The following is an 18,692-nucleotide window of genomic DNA, read 5'->3' as shown; positions in this document are numbered from 1 at the left end:
ACGGCCGAAAGACATGGATGCGCGGCGCCGCCGCGTGTCGGAGCGATCAAACCGGAGCGGATGCATGACCCCACTGACGATGTTGCTGCAGGCCACCCAGGTCGAGCCGCTGGCCGAGGACGCGGCCGCCACCGCCGAGGCATTGCCCGCGGGCGCCGATGCCGCCGCGGCCGCAGGCACGCTGCCCACCGACCTCGACGTCTGGAGCCTCATCCTCCATGCCTCGATTCCGGTGCAGCTGGTCATGCTGCTGCTGCTGTTCGCGTCGATCGCCTCGTGGGTGATCATCTTCCGCAAGAAGCGCCTGCTCGACCGTGCCACCAGGGAAGCCGACCGCTTCGAGGAGAAGTTCTGGTCCGGCGCCGAGCTCACCAAGCTGCATGCCGCCGCCACCGAGCGCAACCGCGAGATCGAAGGGCTCGAGGCGATCTTCGAATCCGGTTTCCGCGAGTACGCGCGGCCGCGGCGCAGCGTCGACAGCCGCTCCCGTCTCGAGGCCGCCCAGCGCGGCATGCGCGTGGCCGGCTCGCGCGAGATCGACGGGCTCGAGCAGAACCTCGAGTTCCTCGCCAACGTCGGCTCGATCGCGCCCTACGTCGGCCTGCTCGGCACCGTGTGGGGAATCATGATCTCGTTCCATGGCCTGGCCAACGTGCGCGAGGCCACCATCGCCACCGTGGCGCCGGGTATCTCCGAGGCGTTGATCGCCACCGCGATGGGCCTGTTCGCCGCGATCCCGGCGGTGTGGGCCTACAACCGCTTCGCCACCCGGGTCGAGCGCATCGCCAGCCGGTACGAGGCGTTCTCCGAAGAGTTCTCGTCGATCCTCGAGCGGCAGTCGAGCGAGGCATGACCCCGCGCGCGCCGCAGGCACGTTGGCTGCCGGCGCGCTGATCCGACCCGATTGCGAGGACCACCCCCATGTCCGTGACCATGCGCCGCCACAAGCGCCGCAAACTCAAGAACGAAATCAACGTCGTCCCATATATCGACGTGATGCTGGTGCTGCTGATCATCTTCATGGTCACCACGCCGCTGTTGAACCTCGGCACCGACGTCAACCTGCCCGACTCCAGTGCGCGCTCGCTGGGTGCGCCGAAGGATCCGGTGGTGGTGAGCGTGTATCCCGACGGCCGCCTGGCACTGATGGTCGAGCAGCAGAACCAGGAACTCACCCGCGACGACCTGATGGCCCGGTTGCGCGCGATCCATTCGCAGAACCCCGAGGCCACCATCCTCGTTCGCGGTGACGGCGCTGCCAGCTATCAGCTGATCATGGATGCGATCAGCGCCATCAACGAGGCCGGGGTGACCAAGGTCAGCCTGCTCAGCCGCCCGCTCGAGTCGGGGGGCTGATGCGGCAGCAGCGCGCCGATACGGTCCAGGCGGTCGCTCTCGCGCTGGGCCTGCATGTCCTGCTGGCCCTGCTGCTGGTATTCGGCCTCGACTGGACCCAGCGCCGGGCCGAGCCGGCGTTCGGTTCACCGGTGACCGCCGACATCATCGACCCCGATGCGCTGAGCGCCGCGCAACGCCGTGCGCTGGCAGCCGAACCCGAGCCACTGCCGGATCCCCCGCCGCCGCAACCCGACGCCGGGCCGGAACCGCTGCCGGAACCCGAGCCCGTGGAGGATGAGGCCGCTCCGCCGCCGCAGCCATTGCCGGCGCCGGTGCCCGAGGATGCCGAAGTGGCGCCGCAGCCGACGCCGCAGGAGCGCCTGCCGGAGCCGGACACGGTCGACCAGGACGCCGCGCGTCGCGAGTCCGAATCCGAGCTGCGCGCGCAGCGCGAGCAGGACGAGCGCCGCCGCCAGGAGCAGATCGACCTCACCGAGCGCAAGCGCCAGGAGGAGGCCGAGCAGCGCCGGCGGCTGGCCCAGCAACAGCGGCAGGAGGAACTGCGCAAGCTGCAGGCCGAGCGCGAGCGGATCCGCCGCGAGGCCGAACAGGCCGAGCAGCGCCTGAAGCAGATCGCCGATGCCCGCGCGCGCCAGGCCGCCGAGCAGGCCGCGGCGTCGGCCCCCGCGGCAAGCCCGCCGCCGGGCCGCCCGGATGGCAGCAGTGACCTTGCCGCGAAGTACGCCGCCGCCCTCCAGGAAGCAATCGCGCGACAGTGGACCCGGCCCGACAACGTGCCGATCGGCCAGCGCTGCCGCATCTACATCACCCAGTTGCCGGGTGGCGAGGTGATCAACGTGGAATTCGATGCCGGCTGTCCGTACGACGCGCTGGGCCGGCGCTCGGTGGAGGCCGCGGTGCGGCGTGCCGCGCCGTTGCCGTACGCGGGATTCGAGGACGTGTTCAACCGCCGGCTCAACCTCAACTTCACCGCGCAGGATCGATGACGCCCGTTCACCGGGCGCTGCGGTCACGCCGTCCAAGCTGTCGAGCGTTTCCGTGAACGCGGACGCGATGCCTTCCCTTCAAGACCAGGTGCCCCGATGAAACCGATGACCCGTTGCCTGCTCCTCCTGCTCGCGCTGCTGTTGCCATCGCTTGCCGCCGCGCAACAGCAGGGCCTGGAGATCGACATCGTCGGCGGTCATGCCTCTGCGCTGCCGATCGCCGTCGTGCCGATGCCCTACCAGGGCTCCGGCAGCGCGCCGGATACCGACATCGCCGCGGTGATCCGCGCCGACCTCGACCGCTCCGGCCAGTTCCGCACGCTGCCCGAGCGCGACATCGTCGAACGCCCGACCCGCGGCAGCGAGGTGCAGTACCCGACCTGGCGCGTGCTGCGGCAGGACTTCCTGGTGATCGGCCGGGTGCTCGATGCCGGCGCCGGTGCCTACCGGGTCGAGTACGAGCTGTTCGACGTCGCCAGGCAGGAGCGCCTGATCGGCATGGCGATGACCGCCCGCTCCGGTTCGATGCGCGACGTTGCCCACCAGATCGCCGATGCCGTGTACGAGAAGATCCTCGGCGTGCGTGGCGCGTTCTGGACCCGCATCGCCTACGTCACCCAGACCGGCGTCGGCGAGAACGCCCGCTACGCGCTGATCGTTGCCGATTCCGACGGCCACAACCCGCAGACCGTGGTGCGCTCCAACGAGCCGCTGCTGTCGCCGTCGTGGAGCCCGGATGGCAGCAAGCTGGCCTATGTGAGCTTCGAGCGCCGCAACTCCTCGATCTACATCCAGGACATCAACACCGGCGCCCGCGAGCTGGTCTCGAGCTTCCGCGGCATCAATTCGGGGCCGGCGTTCTCGCCCGATGGCCGCCGCCTGGCGCTGACCCTGTCGCGCAGCGGCAACCCCGAGATCTACGTCATGGATCTCGGTTCGAAGGCGCTGACCCAGCTCACCAACCACTTCGGCATCGACACCTCGCCGGCCTGGAGCCATGACGGCAGCAGCATCTATTTCACCTCCGACCGCGGTGGCCGGCCGCAGGTCTACCAGGTACCAGCAAGCGGTGGCAGCGCGACGCGCGTGACGTTCCAGGGCAGCTACAACGCGGACCCGAGCGTGTCGTTCGACGGGCAGAAAATCGCCGTGGCGCAGGGTTCAGGTAACGTGTACCGTATCGCCGTGCTGGATCGCAGCCTGGGGAGTCCTCGCTGGTCCACGCTGTCACCGGGGTCGCTCGACGAATCGCCCAGTTTTGCTCCGAATGCCAGCATGGTTCTCTATGCGGCGCGCGAGGGGCGGCGGGGCGTGCTGTATGCGGTTTCGGCAGATGGACGGGTCCGTCAGCGGCTGGTCCTCGCGGATGGTGACGTCCGCGAACCCGCCTGGGGACCTTACCGCGAACAGCGCTGACGCGGCCTGCACATCCACTCAATCAATCTGAACCGCCTGAACCACCACCTAGGGAACGACGAGATGAACATCACCACCCGAGTCCTGCTCGCCGCTGCATTGTGCGTTGCCGTTGTCGGCTGCTCCAAGCGCGTCAAGGAAGAGCCGCAGACCACCACGCCCGGCACCGCCAGCACCGTGACCCAGCCCCAGCAGGGCACCGGCGGCGCTTATGGCCCGCAAGACCTGGATACCGATGCCTGCCTGCGCCAGCGCGTGGTCTACTTCGATTTCGACCAGGAATCCCTGCGTCCCGAGTTCCAGGCGGCCATGGCCTGCCATGCCAAGTACCTGCGTGACCGCCAGTCGGCCCGCATCACCCTGGAAGGCAATGCCGACGAGCGCGGCAGCCGCGAGTACAACCTCGGCCTGGGCGAGCGCCGCGGCAACGCCGTGTCCTCGGCCCTGCAGGCCCAGGGTGGCTCGGGCACCCAGCTGACCGTCGTGAGCTACGGCGAAGAGCGGCCGGTCTGCACCGAGACCAGCGAGGACTGCTGGGCCCGTAACCGTCGCGTCGAGATCGTCTACACCGCCCGTTGATCGGCATGCGTGGACTGATCGTTTCCACCCTGGTCGCGGCCGCCCTTGTGGCGGCCGCGCCCGCGTACGGCCAGCGCGCGAGCCTGGCCGATCGCGTCGCCTCGCTCGAACAGCAGGCGGCCGCCAACCAGGGCAACATGGACCTGCTCAACCAGCTCACGCAGTTGCGTGGCGAGGTGCAGGCCCTGCGTTCGCAGCTCGAGGAACTGCAGCAGCAGAACGAGCAGCTGCGTTCGACTTCGCGTGCGCAGTACCTCGACATCGACGGGCGGCTCAACCGCCTCGAGAGTGGGGCTGGTGGCGCGGGGGCGACGCTGCCCGATCCGCCGCAGGCATCCAACAGCGCGCCCGCCGGCAATGCCGGCGGCGTGTTGCCGGCACCACCGCCGCGCAATGCGCCTGCCGCGCGCGCTGCGGCTCCGGCCGATGAGCGTGCCGCCTACGAAAGCGCCTTCGAAGCGCTGCGCGGCGGCCGTTATGCCGATGCTGCCAACCTGTTCCAGGATTTCCTCGCTCAGTACCCGGACGGCGCCTACGCCGCGAACGCGCTCTACTGGCTGGGCGAGAGCTACTACGCCACACAGAACTACGAATTGGCCCAGCAGCAGTTCCAGGCACTGATCGGCCGCTTCCCGGACAGCGACAAGGCACCCGGTGCGCTGTTGAAGCTCGGGCTGTCGCAGTACGGCCTGCGCGATCTGGACGCCGCCGAGGCCACCCTGGCCGATGTCGGCAAGCGCTACCCGGGCACCGACGCCGCGCGGACCGCCGACGACCGCCTGCGCGCGATCCAGCTCAGCCGTTTGCGCTGACGCAGCCGGGCTTCAGGCCCGGCGCACGCACCGCGGCTACAATGCCGCCCATGATTCCTGCCGCTTCCGAAGCCGCCGCGCCGGTGGCCGACCGGCTGCGCATCACCGAAATCTTCCTGTCGTTGCAGGGCGAGGCCCGCGATGCCGGCTGGCCGACGGTGTTCGTGCGCCTGACCGGCTGCCCGTTGCGTTGCCAGTACTGCGATACCGCCTACGCCTTCCACGGCGGCGAATGGCGCGATGTCGATGCGATCCTCGCCGAGGTCGCCTCGCATGGCGTGCGCCATGTCTGCGTGACCGGCGGCGAGCCGCTGGCGCAGAAGCGCTGCATCGGCCTGCTGCGTCGGCTGTGCGATGCCGGCTACGCGGTGTCGCTGGAAACGTCAGGCGCGCTCGACATCGGCGAGGTCGATCCACGCGTGTCGCGCGTGCTCGACATCAAGACGCCGGGCTCGGCCGAGGTGCACCGCAACCACTGGGCCAACATCGCGCTGCTGACGCCGCATGACCAGGTGAAGTTCGTGATCTGCTCGCGTGCGGACTACGAGTGGGCGCGCGGGGTGGTCAACGAACATGCGCTGGCCGCGCGCTGCGAGGTGTGGTTCTCGCCCAGCAAGAGCGAGGTCGATCCGCGCGCGCTGGCCGACTGGATCGTCGCCGACCGCCTGCCGGTGCGTTTCCAGCTGCAGCTGCACAAGCTGCTGTGGAACGACGAACCCGGACGGTAGCCGGCCGGGTCACCCCGACCGGTGGCCCCGGTGACCCGACCGCTGCGCAGCGGAAGGTTCGGTCCGGTCACGTCAGCGGGCTCGCCCGATTACGAATGCCCTGTCACCAGCCGTGAAGCACGCCATGAAGAAAGCCGTCGTCCTCGTCTCCGGTGGGATGGATTCAGCCGTCGTCCTCGCCATCGCCCGCGAGCGCGGCCACGCCGTGCACGCGCTCAGCGTCGCCTATGGGCAGCGGCACACTTCCGAGCTGGAAGCCGCAGCGCGCATGGCCGCCGGCGCCGTCGAGTACAAGGTGGTCGCCGTCGACCTGCGCAGCATCGGCGGCTCGGCGCTGACCGATGACATCGACGTGCCCACGGGCGGCGGCAGCGACGGCATCCCGGTGACCTATGTGCCGGCGCGCAACACGATCATGCTGTCGATCGCACTGGGCTGGGCCGAGGTGCTGGGCGCGGCCGACATCTACTGTGGCGTCAATGCGGTGGACTATTCCGGCTATCCGGACTGCCGGCCGGAGTTCATCGAGGCCTTCGAGCGGTTGGCCAACCTCGCCACCCGTGCCGGGGTGGAAGGCGCGGGAATCCGCATCCATGCGCCGCTGCTCGACATGAGCAAGGCTCAGATCGCTGCCGAAGGCATGCGCCTGGGCGTGGACTTCGCCGCCACGGTGTCGTGCTATCGCGCCGATGCGCAGGGCCGCGCCTGTGGCGACTGCGATGCCTGCCGATTGCGTGCGGACGGGTTTGCGGGCGCAGGTATTGCCGACCCGACACGTTACGCCTGACACAAAGGCGACGGCATCCCCAGGTCCGGGCCTGCCCCCGGTGGGACCTGGGCGGCCCACCGCGGCCACAGGGGGATGCCCAGCCGGATATCTCCGCGTCCTGCTCCCACATCCGGCCGCCGGCCATCCATGGCCGGCTCTGGACATCCCCCTGCGTCCACGGTGGGCACCCACTCTCGTCCCGTCGGGTCGCAAGTCAACAACGAATGGCGCTGGTCGGTCGCACGCGAGTCTGCCGGGAGCCGGTTCTGATCCCGGTGCGGAGCCGACGGATGCCTGAGCCCGGCGCGTACGCCGGGGGGTGTGCGGACAGCCGGCCATGGATGGCCGGCGGCCGGCCGTGGTAGCCGGACGCGGACTCCGGCCGGGGGAGCACGCTCCCCGGCGTGCGCGCCGGGCGGCGCGGATCACAACGGAGCAGCCCTTTCAAGACAGGAATGCGGCTGACGCCCAGTCGCTGGAGTGTGCGGGAGTACCGAAATGCCGAAGGCGCCCGCAGGCGCCTCCGGTACCACATGCCGCCAGGGGATCCTCAGTGCCCCGAGGCCGCGTCGATCGCTTCGCTGGAGTGGAAGATCGTCGCATCGGCATCGCCGTGGACGGTGAGGATGCCGGTCAGGCCCTTCTCGGCGCGCGACAGTGCGTGGTCGACGAGGATGTACTTGCCGGGATAGTCGACCTTGAACTCGACCATCGTCGCGCCACCCGGCGGCACCAGCGTGGTCTGCACGTCTGTCAGCGGCGGGCTGGTGAACGAGGCCAGGTTGTAGACCCGGTCGAACACCTCGCCGATCAGGTGGAAGCTCGAGGTCATGTTCGGGCCGCCGACGCCGAAGAAGATGCGCACTTCCTCACCCACGTTGGCCGTCATGTCGAAGGTCTTGGTGAGCGCGTCCATCGAACCGTTGAACATCAGGTGCTCGGGCTTCTCGTCGAGCAGCTTGTCGACCGAGAACTCCTGCAGCCCGCGTGAGCCGTGCTTCTGCGCCGTGTAGAGCTCGCCCTGCATGACGTAGTACTCCTTGTCCACCGCCGGCAGGCCGCCCTCGGGTTCGACCAGGATCATTCCGTACATGCCGTTGGAGATGTGGTGGGCGATCATCGGCGTCGCGCAGTGGTAGACGTACAGGCCCGGGTGCAGCGCCTTGAAGGTGAAGCTCTTGGTCTCGCCGGGGCGCACCTGCGTCACCGCGGCGCCGCCGCCGGGGCCGGTGACCGAGTGGAAGTCGACCGAATGGATGTTGATGCTGTCTTCGGCGTTCTTGAGGTTGATGGTCACCGTGTCGCCCTGGCGGATGCGCAGCATCGGGCCCGGCACCGTGTTGTCGAAGGTCCAGTAGCGGTAGGTGCTGCCATCCGACAGCCGGCCTTCGACCTCCGTGGTCAGCAGGTCGTAGTTGATGTGCTGCGGAGCGCGGTCGCCGACGGGCGTGCCGACCTCGGCGGGGTTCTTGGCGATGTCGATCGCCGTGCTCACCTCTTCCTTGACGTCGCCGACGATCAGGTTGCCGGTCATGCCGGCGAGCTTGTGGCCCGGAATGGTGCAGATGTATTCGAACGTGCCCGATTTGGTGGCGCGGAACACGATCGTGGTCGCCGCGCCCACGCCGACCACCTGGTCGGACTGCGCGCCGAACTCCGGCACCGCGATGTCGTGCATGGCGCCGTCGTTGTTGGTGATGGTGATGGCGACCACCGTGCCTTCGGCAACGCGCAGGTCGGGGTTGACCACGTCCTTGATGGCCCCGGCATTGCCGATGAAGACCATCTGTCCGTTGGCGATCTCGGTGCGCATGCTGAAAGTGACATCGGCGATCGGGGTGACCGAGGCGGACTGCTGTGCGGCCACCTCCATCGGGACGAAGCCGCCGGCGGCGGCGAGTGCGAACAGCAGAACCAGGTTCCTCATGGCGTATTTCCTTGCGGTTGATGCGAAGCCGGGGAGCACATGCGGAAGGGCTTTCCGCCGTTGCAGCCACGATAGGAAGTGCGCCGGCCTGCCTCCATGACCTGGATCAAGCACATACCTTTGCGTACGGAATCGCCACGGCTTGACCTGTGTCATCAGGGTAAGGAAACGCCGCATCCACAATCGGCCCCATGAAACGTGGGGCATTCCAGCACTGGATGGGTCGGCTCGGTCTCGCGGCCTCGCTGCTGCTGGTACTGGTGCCGACGCTGGACCGCGTTGCACAGGCAACGACGGCGCATATGGCACAGCAACAGGCAGTGCATGCGCACCATGGCGACGCCGACCGTGCGCATTGGCAGTCAGGCGACGCCGACAGCCCGCGACCGGCGCTCGGTGATCCGGACTGCGATTACTGCCCGTTGCTGTCGTCGCTGACGCCGTCGATGGACATCGCCTTCAACGCGATGCCATTGCCAGCGATCGGGCGCCCTGCCGCCGCGCCGCGTGCGTTGGACCTGCGGTGGCGCCATCCGTGGGGACTGGGTTCGCGCGGACCGCCCTGAGCGGGCGTTGCCGACACGCCGCGCATCCGTCGCGGCCATCCAGCACACCAGTTTCCATGGAGCTTCCCATGTCGATCCCGTATTGCCCGGTGATCCGCCGGTCCTGCCTGTGCGTCGCCATCGCGGCGGCGATGGCGGCCTCCGCGATGTCCGCGAATGCATCCGATACCGGCGCTGCATCCGCCGACCTGTCGGGTCACGCCGGCCACGCGCACCACGCCACGCCTGTTGCAGCGCCCGCCGCGCTGCGCGTGATCGATCTCGACGCGGTGGTGGTCACCGCCGCGGCACCGGTCTCCGCGCTCACCTGGGAAACCAGCCCGAAACTGCCACGCCAGCCGGTACCGGCCAGCGATGGCGCCGACTACCTCAAGACCATTCCCGGCTTCAGCGCCATCCGCAACGGCGGCAGCAACGGCGATCCGGTGCTGCGTGGCATGTTCGGTTCGCGGCTCAACCTGCTGACCAACGATGGCGCGATGCCGGGGGCGTGTCCGTCGCGGATGGACAACGCGATGTCCTACATCGCGCCGGAGACCTACGACGCGCTGGTGGTGACCAAGGGGCCGCAGACGGTGCTGTGGGGGCCGGGTGCGTCGGCGGGCACCGTGCGTTTCGAACGTGACCGCGAGTTCTATCCGGAGCCCACCTGGAAGCTCGCCGGCAGCGCGCTCGGCGGCAGCTGGGGGCGCAACGACCAGGTCGTGGATGCGACCTACGGCGCGCCGCTGGGCTATGCGCGCATCAGCGCCAACCGCTCGGAATCGGGCGACTACGACGACGGCAACGGCGACCGCGTCGGCTCGGCCTGGAACAAGTGGAACGCAGACCTCGCGCTGGGCTGGACGCCTGACGAGGACACGCTGCTCGAACTGGGCATCGGCATCGGCGATGGCCAGGCGCGCTATGCCACGCGCGGCATGGACGGCAGCCGGTTCGACCGCGCGAACTACAGCCTGCGCTTCGAGAAGGACAACATGGAAGGCGCGATGCAGGCCTTCGAGGCCAGCCTCTTCCACAACGTGGCCGACCACGTGATGGACAACTACAGCCTGCGCGATCCCAACCCCGACGGCGCGATGCCGATGCCGATGGCGTCCAACGTCGAGCGCAGCACCAGCGGCGGGCGCGCGGCGGCGACCTGGCGCGGCGCAGCGTTCGAGCTGGTGGCCGGTATCGATGCGCAGGACAGCCGCCACCGCCGCCGCAGCGCCATGGGCGTGGCTGCCTACCGTGCGCTGCCGTGGGTGGTGGATGCGCGCTTCGACAACCGTGGCGTGTTCGCCGAGGGCACGTGGTTCCAGGGCGATGACAACCGCTGGATCATCGGTGCGCGCCTGGATCGCGCGGGCGTCGAGGATGCGCGCGCCACGGTGTCCGGTGGGCATGGCGGTCACGCGGCGTCCAATCCCACCGCGGGCCAGTCACGCGAGGAAACGCTCAAGGCCGGCTTCGTGCGCTTCGAGCAGGACGTCGGCAAGGCGCTCAGCTCGTATGCCGGGGTCGGCCATACCCAACGCATGCCGGATTACTGGGAACTCTTCTCCGCAGACCATGGTCCGGCCGGCGCGGCCAACGCATTCGCCGGCCTCGATATCGAGAGGACCACGCAGCTCGACGTCGGCCTGCAGTACCGCGGCACGCGCTTCGACGCCTGGGTGTCGGCCTATGCCGGCCGCGTCGAGGACTTCATCCAGTTCCGCTATGTCACCGGAATGATGGGCGCGACGTCGACGGTCACGAACATCGATGCGCGCACGATCGGCGGCGAGGCAGGGGTGGAGTTCCGGGCCAGCGATGACTGGAAGTTCGGCGGCAGTCTGGCCTATGCGCGCGGCACCGACCGCGAGAGCGGGCGGCCGCTGCCGCAGATGCCGCCGCTGGAAGGCCGCTTCAGCGCCGACTGGAACAACGGCAGCTGGTCGGCGGGGATGCTGCTGCGCGTGGTCGACGGCCAGAATCGCGTGGCGCGCGGCTACGGCAACGTGGTCGGCCAGGACATCGGGCCCAGCGCCGGCTTCGCCACCCTGGCGCTCAATGGCGGCTACCGCTTCGCCAGCGGGGTGCAGGTCAGCGCGGGCGTCGACAACCTGTTCGACCGTGCCTACAGCGAACACCTCAACCTCGCCGGCAACGCCGACTTCGGCTACCCGGCCGAAGCGGTGCGGATCAACGAACCGGGACGCACGCTGTGGGCACGGCTTGCCGTCAGCTACTGAACCCGGGGGCTGTGGCCGCGATCGGGCTGATCCACGTCAAGGACGGCACGGGCTGCCGGGGGCATCCTGCAGTCGTCCACCCACACACCCAGGTGCACCATGAACGCTCTGTCCCTGCAGGTTCTTCCGTTCGATGCCCGCGGCGTCGACCGCCGCTTCCGCCACGCTGCCCTGATCGGCGCGCTCGACACCCTGCAGCCGGGCGAAGGGCTGCGTTTCATCAACGACCACGATCCGCTGCCGCTGCTGGCCGAGCTGCGCGAGCGCTACGGCGACCAGCTGTCGGTGGACTACATGCAGCGCCAGCCGGGCGAGACGGTGATCGATTTCACCGCGCTGCGCGCGCCGGTGCATGGCGAAGGCAGCGAATGCTGCGGCGGTTGCAGCTGAGGACATCACCATGAAGGCCACCTTGCCGATGCTGGCGCTGGCGCTGGCGCTGTGTGCCGGGCTTGCCCAGGCCACGCCGCCGGGGCACGCGCACGAAGGGCACGCGGCCGCAGCGGCGGCAGGTGCGCATGCGCACCACCAGGCGCACGCCGATCACCAGGCACATGCGCACCCCGATGCCGCGCCGACGGGCCTGCCCGATGCCGACGCGGCGAAGTGGGCGCCGGATGCGCCGTTGATGACCGGCATGCGTCGGCTGCATGCCGCGCTGGACGACGGGGATCACCATGGCGCGCATGCGGCCGGCAACCCCGCGCACGCATTGCAGCTGGCATCCCGCGTCGATGCGGCGGTGGCCTACATGTTCGAACACTGCGCGCTGCCACCCGAGCCCGATGTCGCCCTGCACGGCGTGCTTGCGCGGATGATGGCCGGCGCCCAGGCGCTGCGCGACGATCCGGCCGACATGGAAACGCCACTGGCCGCGATGCGCGATGCGATCGCCGACTATCCGCGCCTGTTCGATGACCCGGCGTTTCCCACCGACGCCCCGGCGCGTCCGCACCACTGAGCGCGTGCCCGGTGCCGGCGACGTGGTGGCCGCTGCTGCGCGGTTGCCGGTCAGCCTTCGTCCGCGGAGGGATGCCACCGGCCGCTGGCGATGGTTGCACGCAGGGCGTCGGCAGCCGCTGCGGGTTCGAGGCCGTTGCGGCGCAGCCAGTCCGGGTTGGACAGGGTGGCGTCGTAGCGTTCGCCCGGGTCGCAGAGCAGGCTGACGATGCTGCCGCGCTCGCCGCGTGCGCGCATCCGCACAGCCAGCCGCAGGCAGGCCACCAGGTTGGTGCCGGAGGAACCACCGTAGCGACGCCCGAGGTGGCGCTCGAGCACCTGCATCGCCGCGATCGACTCGACGTCGGCCACCTCGACCACCTCGTCGACGATCTCGAACAGGAACCCCGGCTCGACCCGCGGGCGGCCGATGCCCTCGATCACCGTCGGACGGCTGCATACCGCCGTGCGGTCGCGGCCGTGCCAGCCGTGCACGAAGGCGCTGCCGGTGGGCGCGGCTGCGCACAGCCGCGTCCGCAGGCCGCGATAGCGCAGGTAGCGGCCGATGGTGGTGGAGGTGCCGCCGGTCCCGATGCCACAGACGATCCATGCCGGCTCGGGATGCGGTTCGCCGGCCAGCTGACCGAGGATCGACTCGGCGATGTTGTTGTTGCCACGCCAGTCGGTGGCGCGCTCGGCGAGCCCGAACTGGTCGAGGTGGCAGGCGCCGGCGGCGGCATGCCGGGCGGCACGCTCGTGCACCATCGCCGGGTCCGCCACCAGGTCGCAGTGCGCACCGAGCGCCTCGACGTCGGCGATCTTGCGCGGCGCGGTGCCGGCCGGCATCACCGCGGTGAAGCTCAGGCCCAGCAGGCGCGCGAACCAGGCCTCGGAGATCGCGGTGCTGCCGGACGATGCGTCCACCACCGGCTGCCCGGCGTGCAGGCGGCCGTTGCACAGCGCATAGAGATAGAGCGAGCGCGCGAGGCGGTGCTTGAGGCTGCCGGTGGGATGCGCGGCCTCGTCCTTGAAGTAGAAGTCGATCCCCGGGAAACCCGCGAAGGCGAGTTTCAGCAGGTGGGTATCGGCCGAACGTGCGGCTTCCTGGCGCAACAGTGCCAGCGCATGCGAGATCCAGGCACGTGCGTCGGCGCCGTGCGGCGGCCCATCGACGTGTGTCATGCCGCGTGGCGTGTGATCAGCGGACATGGACGAACCGGCCAGGCGCGATATTGGCGTGCTGCGAATGCGGATACGGATGGAATCCGATCATCGTGGCCTCCCGCCGGGTGTCAGCCCGGCCCGCCATCGACGCGCGGGCTCAGGTAGATGCAGCCGATGTGTGCGACCCACGGCGCGAAGGCGAGCAGCCAGCCCAGCGCCGCGGCGACCTGCCATGCCAGCGTATCCGGTGCGAGTTCGGCCACCACCCGCATCACCGCCACCAGCTGGATCGCCACGAACGCGAACCAGGCCACGCCGTACATCGCCAGTGGTCGGCCGGAATGGCCTTGCGTCACCCGGGTGACCATCGCCACCAGCACGCTGCCGAAGAAGCCGATGAACAACGCATGCGCCGGCGCGCGCCCGAGCCAGAAGACACCTGTCAGCGCATAGGCCAGGCTCTGCCCGGCATACAGCGCGAAGGTGATGGGCAGCCACGCCAGACCGACGAACAGCACCCGCAGGAGGCCGGGCACCGTGCCGTACGGCCACCAGCGCCACAGCATCGTGGTGGCAAGCAGCAGCAGCGGGACGTCCACCAGCCACAGCCAGGCGTAGGCGTGGGCGAGTTCCAGCAGCAGGTGCGCGAGGGTCAGCACCCAGAACAGCGCGAGCAGCCACAGCGGCCGCCATGGCTGGTAGCCCGGCGCCACGCGGCTGGCGAAGAACGGGAACATCCGGTGCGCCACGCTCACATAGACCGGCAGCAGCAGGCCGAACGTACCGACCTTGATGCTGGCGAACGCCCACAACGGCGGTGCGCCCAGCACGAACGCGGTCCATGCCCCCAGCCCGACCAGACCCAGCAGCAACGCCGCGAAGCACGAACGCGCATGCCAGGTGATGCCCTGCTCGCGCCACAGCAGCGGTGCCAGCGTCGCAAGCCCGGCGATCCAGCCGGCGACGCTCATCAGCACGCCGACCACGATGCCGACCTCCCAGCCGAGCGCGCCGAGCAGGGTGGCGAGCTGCCCGCCCATCAGCCCCAGCCCGACCGGCACATAGCGCCAGCGTTCGAAGTCGGGCTGGCCGGTCCACTTCGGGAACGTGGTGAGCAGGAAGCCGAAGAAGAAGCTCGGCAGCACCTGGTACTGCATCACGAAGGCATGCAGCCAGCCCGCCCACGGTTGGGGTTGTGGCATCGACAGTGCCGGCCAGCGTGCTGTCGCCAGCCAGGCAGCCCACCAGGCCATCGCCAGCAGCAGGTTGCCGGCGCCGATGAAGAACATCAGCCGGTGCGGCGCGGCGCCCAGCAGGCGTGGCGATGCGCGCGACGCGCGAACAGGTCGGGGATCCATACGTCCAGCATCGTCGCTGGCGCGTGGTGACGCCTTGATCCAGGTCACGGTGGGTTGCGGTGCCGTCGCGCGTCGGGATGCCGGCGACTTCCTCGGCGATCCAGCGCAGTTCCGAACGCGCGCCGGCGCGCGGCGGTGGGCTCCGGCACGTGCGGCTGCAGCGCCGGTCAGCGCTGCAGCGGTTCGGCCAGGGCGTCGAGTTCGTCGCGGCGCAGCAGCTCGACCTCGCGGCGGTCCAGCCGCACCAGCCCGGCCTCCTGGAAGCGTCGCAGCACCCGGCTCACGGTTTCCGGGGCCAGCCGCAGGTAGTTGGCGATGTCGGTGCGCGCCATCGTCAGCTGGAAGCGGTCCGGCGAGAAGCCGCGCGCGGCCAGCCGGCGCGACAGCCCGACCAGGAAGCCGGCCATGCGCTGGTCCGCCGTCCAGTCGCCGGCCAGCAGCGCGGCGCGGCCGATGTCGCGGCTGAGCAGGCGGAACAGGTGCTGCTGCAGGCCCGGCAGCTGGGTGGCCAGCACCGAGATCTTCGGAAACGAGAACCGGCACAGCATCACCGTGTCCAGCGCGACCGCGTTGCACGGATAGCGGTCGCCGTGGATGCCGTCCAGACCGATCACCTCGCCCGGGAAATAGAAGCCGAGCACGTGCTCGTGGCCGTCGCGATCCACGGTGTAGGTCTTGACCGTGCCCGAGCGCACCGCGGCGATCGCCTCGAAGGCGTCGCCGGCGCGGAACACGTGGGCGCCGGCATGCAGCGGACCGACATGCTCGACCAGCATGTGCAGGTCCATGAGGTCGGCCTTGTTCATGCCCTCGGACATGCAGGCCTGCGAGAACGCACAGGTCGAGCAGAAGTTCAGCGCATCGCCGTCGTCGGCGATGGTGCGGGCGTCCTGGCGCGGAAACGCGGGTGTCGAACTCAAGCCTTGCGCTCCCGCATGCTCAGATGGCACGCGAAAAACGTGGGCCGGGGGTGTCGGGCGCGCTGGCGGGCTGGTGGCGATAGTGGTCGAAGCACATCGCAATGTTACGCAGGAGCAGCCGTCCCTGCGAGGTCGCGCGGATCCGCCCCTGTCCGGTGCGCACCAGGCCGTCGTCGACCAGCGGCTGCATGCGCGCGAGGTCGGCGGTGAAATAATGCTCGAAATCGATGTCGTAGCGCCGTTCCAGCGCGCTGATGGGGATCTCGCCCTGGCACATCAGCGCCTGGATCAGGTCCGCGCGCAGCTGGTCGTCGTCGCACAGGCGCATGCCGCGGAACACCGGCAGCCGGCCTTCGTCGAGCGCGTGCTGCCAGCCGGGCAACTCGCGCGGGTTCTGGCTGAAGGTATCGCCGATATGGCTGATCGCGCTCACGCCCAGGCCGACCAGGTCGGTGTCGGCATGCGTGGTGTAGCCCATGAAGTTGCGGTGCAGCCCGCCACGCGCCTGCGCGGTGGCGAGGTCGTCGTCGGGCAGCGCGAAATGGTCCATGCCGACATAGACATAGCCGGCGCTGGTGAGCGTGGTGATCGCCAGCTGCAGCAGCGCCAGCCGCGTGGCGGCATCGGGCAGTTCGCTGGCGTCGATCTGCTTCTGCGGGCGGAACAGCTCCGGCAGGTGCGCGTAGCCGTACACCGCCAGGCGGTCCGGGCGTGCGCCCAGCACCGTTTCGAGCGTCCGTGCAAAGCCGGCGAGCGTCTGCCGCGGCAACCCGTAGATCAGGTCGACATTGACCGAGCGGAAGCCGTGCGCGCGGCAGGCATCGATGATCGCCAGCGTCTCGTCCACCGACTGGATGCGGTTCACCGCGGCCTGCACGTCGGCGTCGAAATCCTGCACGCCCAGGCTTGCGCGGTTGAAGCCGGCGGCGGCGAGCTGGCCGATGTCGGCGGGCGAGACGAAGCGCGGGTCGAGCTCGATCGAGATGTCGCGTTCCGCGCTCAACGACACCGTGAACTGGTGGCGCAGCGTGTCCAGCACCTCGGCCAGTTGCGCCGGTGACAGGAAGTTGGGGGTGCCGCCACCGAAGTGGATCTGGATCACCTCGCGGTCGCGGTCGAACAGCGCGGCCATCGCGGCGATCTCGCGGTACAGGCGCACGAGGTAGTGTTCGCCGCGCGCGAGGTCACGGGTGATGATGCGGTTGCAGCCGCAGTAGAAGCACGGGCTCATGCAGAACGGCACGTGCAGGTACAGCGACAGCCGGCGCGGGATCGGGTCGCCGTTGCTGGCCAGCACCGCCTCGCGCAGCTCGGCTTCGCCGAAGCCGGTGTTGAACTGCGGCGCGGTCGGATACGAGGTGTAGCGCGGCCCTGGCCGGTCGTAGCGCTGCAGCAGGGCGGTATCGAATGTGGGCGGATCGAGCATGCGGCCAGACTAGGCCCGCGGGTGGCGGTGCGCCTTGACCAGAATCAATCGCGCGGCGGATGGCCGTCGATGCTGCTGCGGCGCAGGGGCCTTGCGGGGTCGAGGCCGAGCCCGTAGCGCAGGCTGGTGCCGATGCGCCCGGCGCGGTCCTGCAGCAGCGCGGCGTGGTCCGGGGGCAGTACCTCGGCGGTGGTCTGCCGCCACAGCGCCAGCCAGTGGCCGAAGTGCGCGTCGATGATCGGGTGCGGCCGGTGTGCGGCCATCGGGTTGCCGCGGTAGCTGCCGGTGCCGAGGATCACCGAACTCCAGAAGTCCACCAGCGTGGCCTTGTGCGCGTCCCAGTCGTCGATGGCGGCGTTGAACACCGGGCCCAGCAACGCATCCGCGCGCACGGTGTCGTAGAAGCGGTCGACCAGGCGGGCGAGGTCGTCACGGGTGGGCAGGCTGTTGGGGTTCATGTGTCCGCGGTTGGAAGACGACGACGGGCGGAACCGGGCTTGCCGGTTCCGCCGTCGCTGGCCGGGCGTACAGCCCGGCGATTGGTGGAGGCGTGGCTTACTGCGCCAGGCTCAGCTTGCCGCGCATGATGCCCGCATGCCCGGGGAAGGTGCAGACGAACGTGTAGTCCTCGCCCGCGCGCAGCCGGTTGACGGGGATCTTCACCGACGTGGTCTGGCCACCGCCGATCAGGGTGCTGGCCGCGATGACGCGCGCGTCGCCGGGCTTGACGTAGTTGTTGGCGGCTCCGGCGGCCATGCCGTCGGCGTTGATGCCGGTGATGTCGGCGGTCTTGCCGACCACGAAGTTGTGGCCCATCGCCACCACCGGCAGCTGCCCGGTGTGCTTCAGGTTGACCTGGAATTCCTTGCACGAGGCGGGAACGCTCAGCGCGCGGGTGGAGAACTGCATCGCGTCGTTGGCTTCGATGGTGGTGCTGCAGCCCGAGGCTGCGGCGGGGGCGGGCATGGCAAATGCGGAAAGGCCGAAGGCGCAGGCGAGGCCGGCGGCGGAAAGGTAACGGATCATCAGCTACTCCAGTGGGGCGTTGTTGTTCGACAGGGACAGTCTGCGCGCGGGGCCGGAGGCGCGAATTGATCCAGGTCAGGCGTGCGCCGGTTGCGGCGCTGCAGCCGGGATCGGGTGGGCGATGGTTAAGAAAGGGTTTCGACCGGACGACGGGCCAAGGTGTTCTACCGGGTGTCCATGCGTGCGTGAGATTGCTTCGTTGTGGTTCGCGCCGCCCGTCGCGCGCACCGGGGGGTGTGCTCCCCCGGCCGGAGTCCGCGTCCAGCTACCACGGCCGGCCGCCGGCCATCCATGGCCGGCTGGGAGCACACCCCCCGATGCACGCGACGGGCTCAGGCAGTCGCCGGCTCCGGCACGGAGAGCGACAGCGGTTGCATCCGCTCTTGCGTGCCGTTGGCGATCTGCAGACTTCGGCACTGAGATCAGGAGCGGTTGCCGCGAGAGCCGAATGCCACCGACCAAGGGCTGGTTCCTGTCTTTGACTTTGATCTTCGACCA

The 18,692-nt window shown here is 69.5% G+C and carries 19 protein-coding genes; 12 read left to right on the top strand and 7 right to left on the bottom strand.

Translation table 11 applies throughout. The annotated features are described in order from the left end of the window. The first annotated feature begins 64 nt into the window (after window positions 1-64). From tolQ to queC, 8 genes are all read left to right on the top strand, one after another. Window positions 65-853 (top strand): protein TolQ, encoded by a 789-nt coding sequence (gene tolQ, locus LDO11_RS11820; protein WP_100321880.1) that lies wholly within the window; start codon window positions 65-67, stop codon window positions 851-853. Between the two features lie 68 nt (window positions 854-921). Further along, window positions 922-1,356, top strand: a complete 435-nt coding sequence (gene tolR / locus LDO11_RS11815) for a protein TolR (protein WP_129136660.1) — start codon at window positions 922-924, stop codon at window positions 1,354-1,356. Further along, entirely contained in the window at window positions 1,356-2,345 is a 990-nt protein-coding gene (locus LDO11_RS11810) for a TonB C-terminal domain-containing protein (RefSeq protein ID WP_232141729.1), read from the top strand. The genes tolR and LDO11_RS11810 overlap by 1 nt, the downstream gene beginning before the upstream one ends. A gap of 96 nt (window positions 2,346-2,441) precedes the next feature. Continuing rightward, window positions 2,442-3,761, top strand: coding sequence for a Tol-Pal system beta propeller repeat protein TolB (gene tolB / locus LDO11_RS11805; RefSeq protein WP_129136658.1), 1,320 nt, complete (start codon window positions 2,442-2,444; stop codon window positions 3,759-3,761). 63 nt (window positions 3,762-3,824) lie between these two features. Next, window positions 3,825-4,340, top strand: coding sequence for a peptidoglycan-associated lipoprotein Pal (pal, locus tag LDO11_RS11800; RefSeq protein WP_232141728.1), 516 nt, complete (start codon window positions 3,825-3,827; stop codon window positions 4,338-4,340). Between the two features lie 5 nt (window positions 4,341-4,345). Continuing rightward, entirely contained in the window at window positions 4,346-5,152 is an 807-nt protein-coding gene (gene ybgF / locus LDO11_RS11795) for a tol-pal system protein YbgF (protein WP_232141727.1), read from the top strand. A gap of 50 nt (window positions 5,153-5,202) precedes the next feature. Further along, window positions 5,203-5,880, top strand: coding sequence for a 7-carboxy-7-deazaguanine synthase QueE (gene queE / locus LDO11_RS11790; RefSeq protein ID WP_129136655.1), 678 nt, complete (start codon window positions 5,203-5,205; stop codon window positions 5,878-5,880). 100 nt (window positions 5,881-5,980) lie between these two features. Continuing rightward, window positions 5,981-6,667: a 7-cyano-7-deazaguanine synthase QueC gene (queC, locus tag LDO11_RS11785; protein WP_255683456.1), complete on the top strand. Its 687-nt coding sequence runs from the start codon at window positions 5,981-5,983 to the stop codon at window positions 6,665-6,667. A 532-nt stretch (window positions 6,668-7,199) separates the two neighbouring features. Here queC and nirK read toward each other — a convergent pair. Continuing rightward, window positions 7,200-8,576, bottom strand: coding sequence for a copper-containing nitrite reductase (nirK, locus tag LDO11_RS11780; RefSeq protein ID WP_232141725.1), 1,377 nt, complete (start codon window positions 8,574-8,576; stop codon window positions 7,200-7,202). A gap of 191 nt (window positions 8,577-8,767) precedes the next feature. Between nirK and LDO11_RS11775 the strand changes: the two genes are divergently transcribed. The 4 genes from LDO11_RS11775 (at window position 8,768) to LDO11_RS11760 (ending at window position 12,322) form a co-directional block, all read left to right on the top strand. Continuing rightward, a complete protein-coding gene (locus tag LDO11_RS11775; RefSeq protein ID WP_232141724.1) occupies window positions 8,768-9,142 on the top strand; it encodes a DUF2946 family protein in 375 nt (124 codons plus the stop codon). Window positions 9,143-9,288: 146 nt separating this feature from the next. Further along, window positions 9,289-11,361, top strand: coding sequence for a TonB-dependent copper receptor (locus LDO11_RS11770; protein WP_435574642.1), 2,073 nt, complete (start codon window positions 9,289-9,291; stop codon window positions 11,359-11,361). A gap of 99 nt (window positions 11,362-11,460) precedes the next feature. After that, window positions 11,461-11,751, top strand: coding sequence for a DUF2249 domain-containing protein (locus tag LDO11_RS11765; RefSeq protein ID WP_129136653.1), 291 nt, complete (start codon window positions 11,461-11,463; stop codon window positions 11,749-11,751). A 10-nt stretch (window positions 11,752-11,761) separates the two neighbouring features. Then, window positions 11,762-12,322, top strand: a complete 561-nt coding sequence (locus tag LDO11_RS11760; RefSeq protein ID WP_232141722.1) for a DnrO protein — start codon at window positions 11,762-11,764, stop codon at window positions 12,320-12,322. Between the two features lie 50 nt (window positions 12,323-12,372). On the opposite strand, the gene LDO11_RS11755 is transcribed toward LDO11_RS11760, so the two are convergent. The 6 genes from LDO11_RS11755 to azu all read right to left on the bottom strand — a co-directional run bounded on the left by LDO11_RS11755 (window position 12,373) and on the right by azu (window position 18,194). Next, complete coding sequence (locus tag LDO11_RS11755; protein WP_435574641.1) at window positions 12,373-13,482, bottom strand: PLP-dependent cysteine synthase family protein; 1,110 nt, start codon at window positions 13,480-13,482, stop codon at window positions 12,373-12,375. Window positions 13,483-13,592: 110 nt separating this feature from the next. Further along, window positions 13,593-14,822: an NnrS family protein gene (locus tag LDO11_RS11750; RefSeq protein WP_232141720.1), complete on the bottom strand. Its 1,230-nt coding sequence runs from the start codon at window positions 14,820-14,822 to the stop codon at window positions 13,593-13,595. Window positions 14,823-14,989: 167 nt separating this feature from the next. Further along, a complete protein-coding gene (locus tag LDO11_RS11745; protein ID WP_232141719.1) occupies window positions 14,990-15,742 on the bottom strand; it encodes a helix-turn-helix domain-containing protein in 753 nt (250 codons plus the stop codon). A gap of 19 nt (window positions 15,743-15,761) precedes the next feature. Then, window positions 15,762-17,168, bottom strand: coding sequence for an oxygen-independent coproporphyrinogen III oxidase (gene hemN / locus LDO11_RS11740; RefSeq protein WP_232141718.1), 1,407 nt, complete (start codon window positions 17,166-17,168; stop codon window positions 15,762-15,764). A gap of 44 nt (window positions 17,169-17,212) precedes the next feature. Continuing rightward, entirely contained in the window at window positions 17,213-17,626 is a 414-nt protein-coding gene (locus LDO11_RS11735; RefSeq protein WP_232141717.1) for a group III truncated hemoglobin, read from the bottom strand. 97 nt (window positions 17,627-17,723) lie between these two features. Then, window positions 17,724-18,194, bottom strand: coding sequence for an azurin (azu, locus tag LDO11_RS11730; protein ID WP_232141716.1), 471 nt, complete (start codon window positions 18,192-18,194; stop codon window positions 17,724-17,726). Window positions 18,195-18,692 lie beyond the last annotated feature (498 nt).

This window comes from Alterluteimonas muca (assembly GCF_021191595.1).
Lineage (GTDB): Bacteria > Pseudomonadota > Gammaproteobacteria > Xanthomonadales > Xanthomonadaceae > Luteimonas > Luteimonas muca.
Note: the sequence above shows the minus strand (reverse complement) of the source record. Positions and strands in the feature narration are given on the sequence as shown.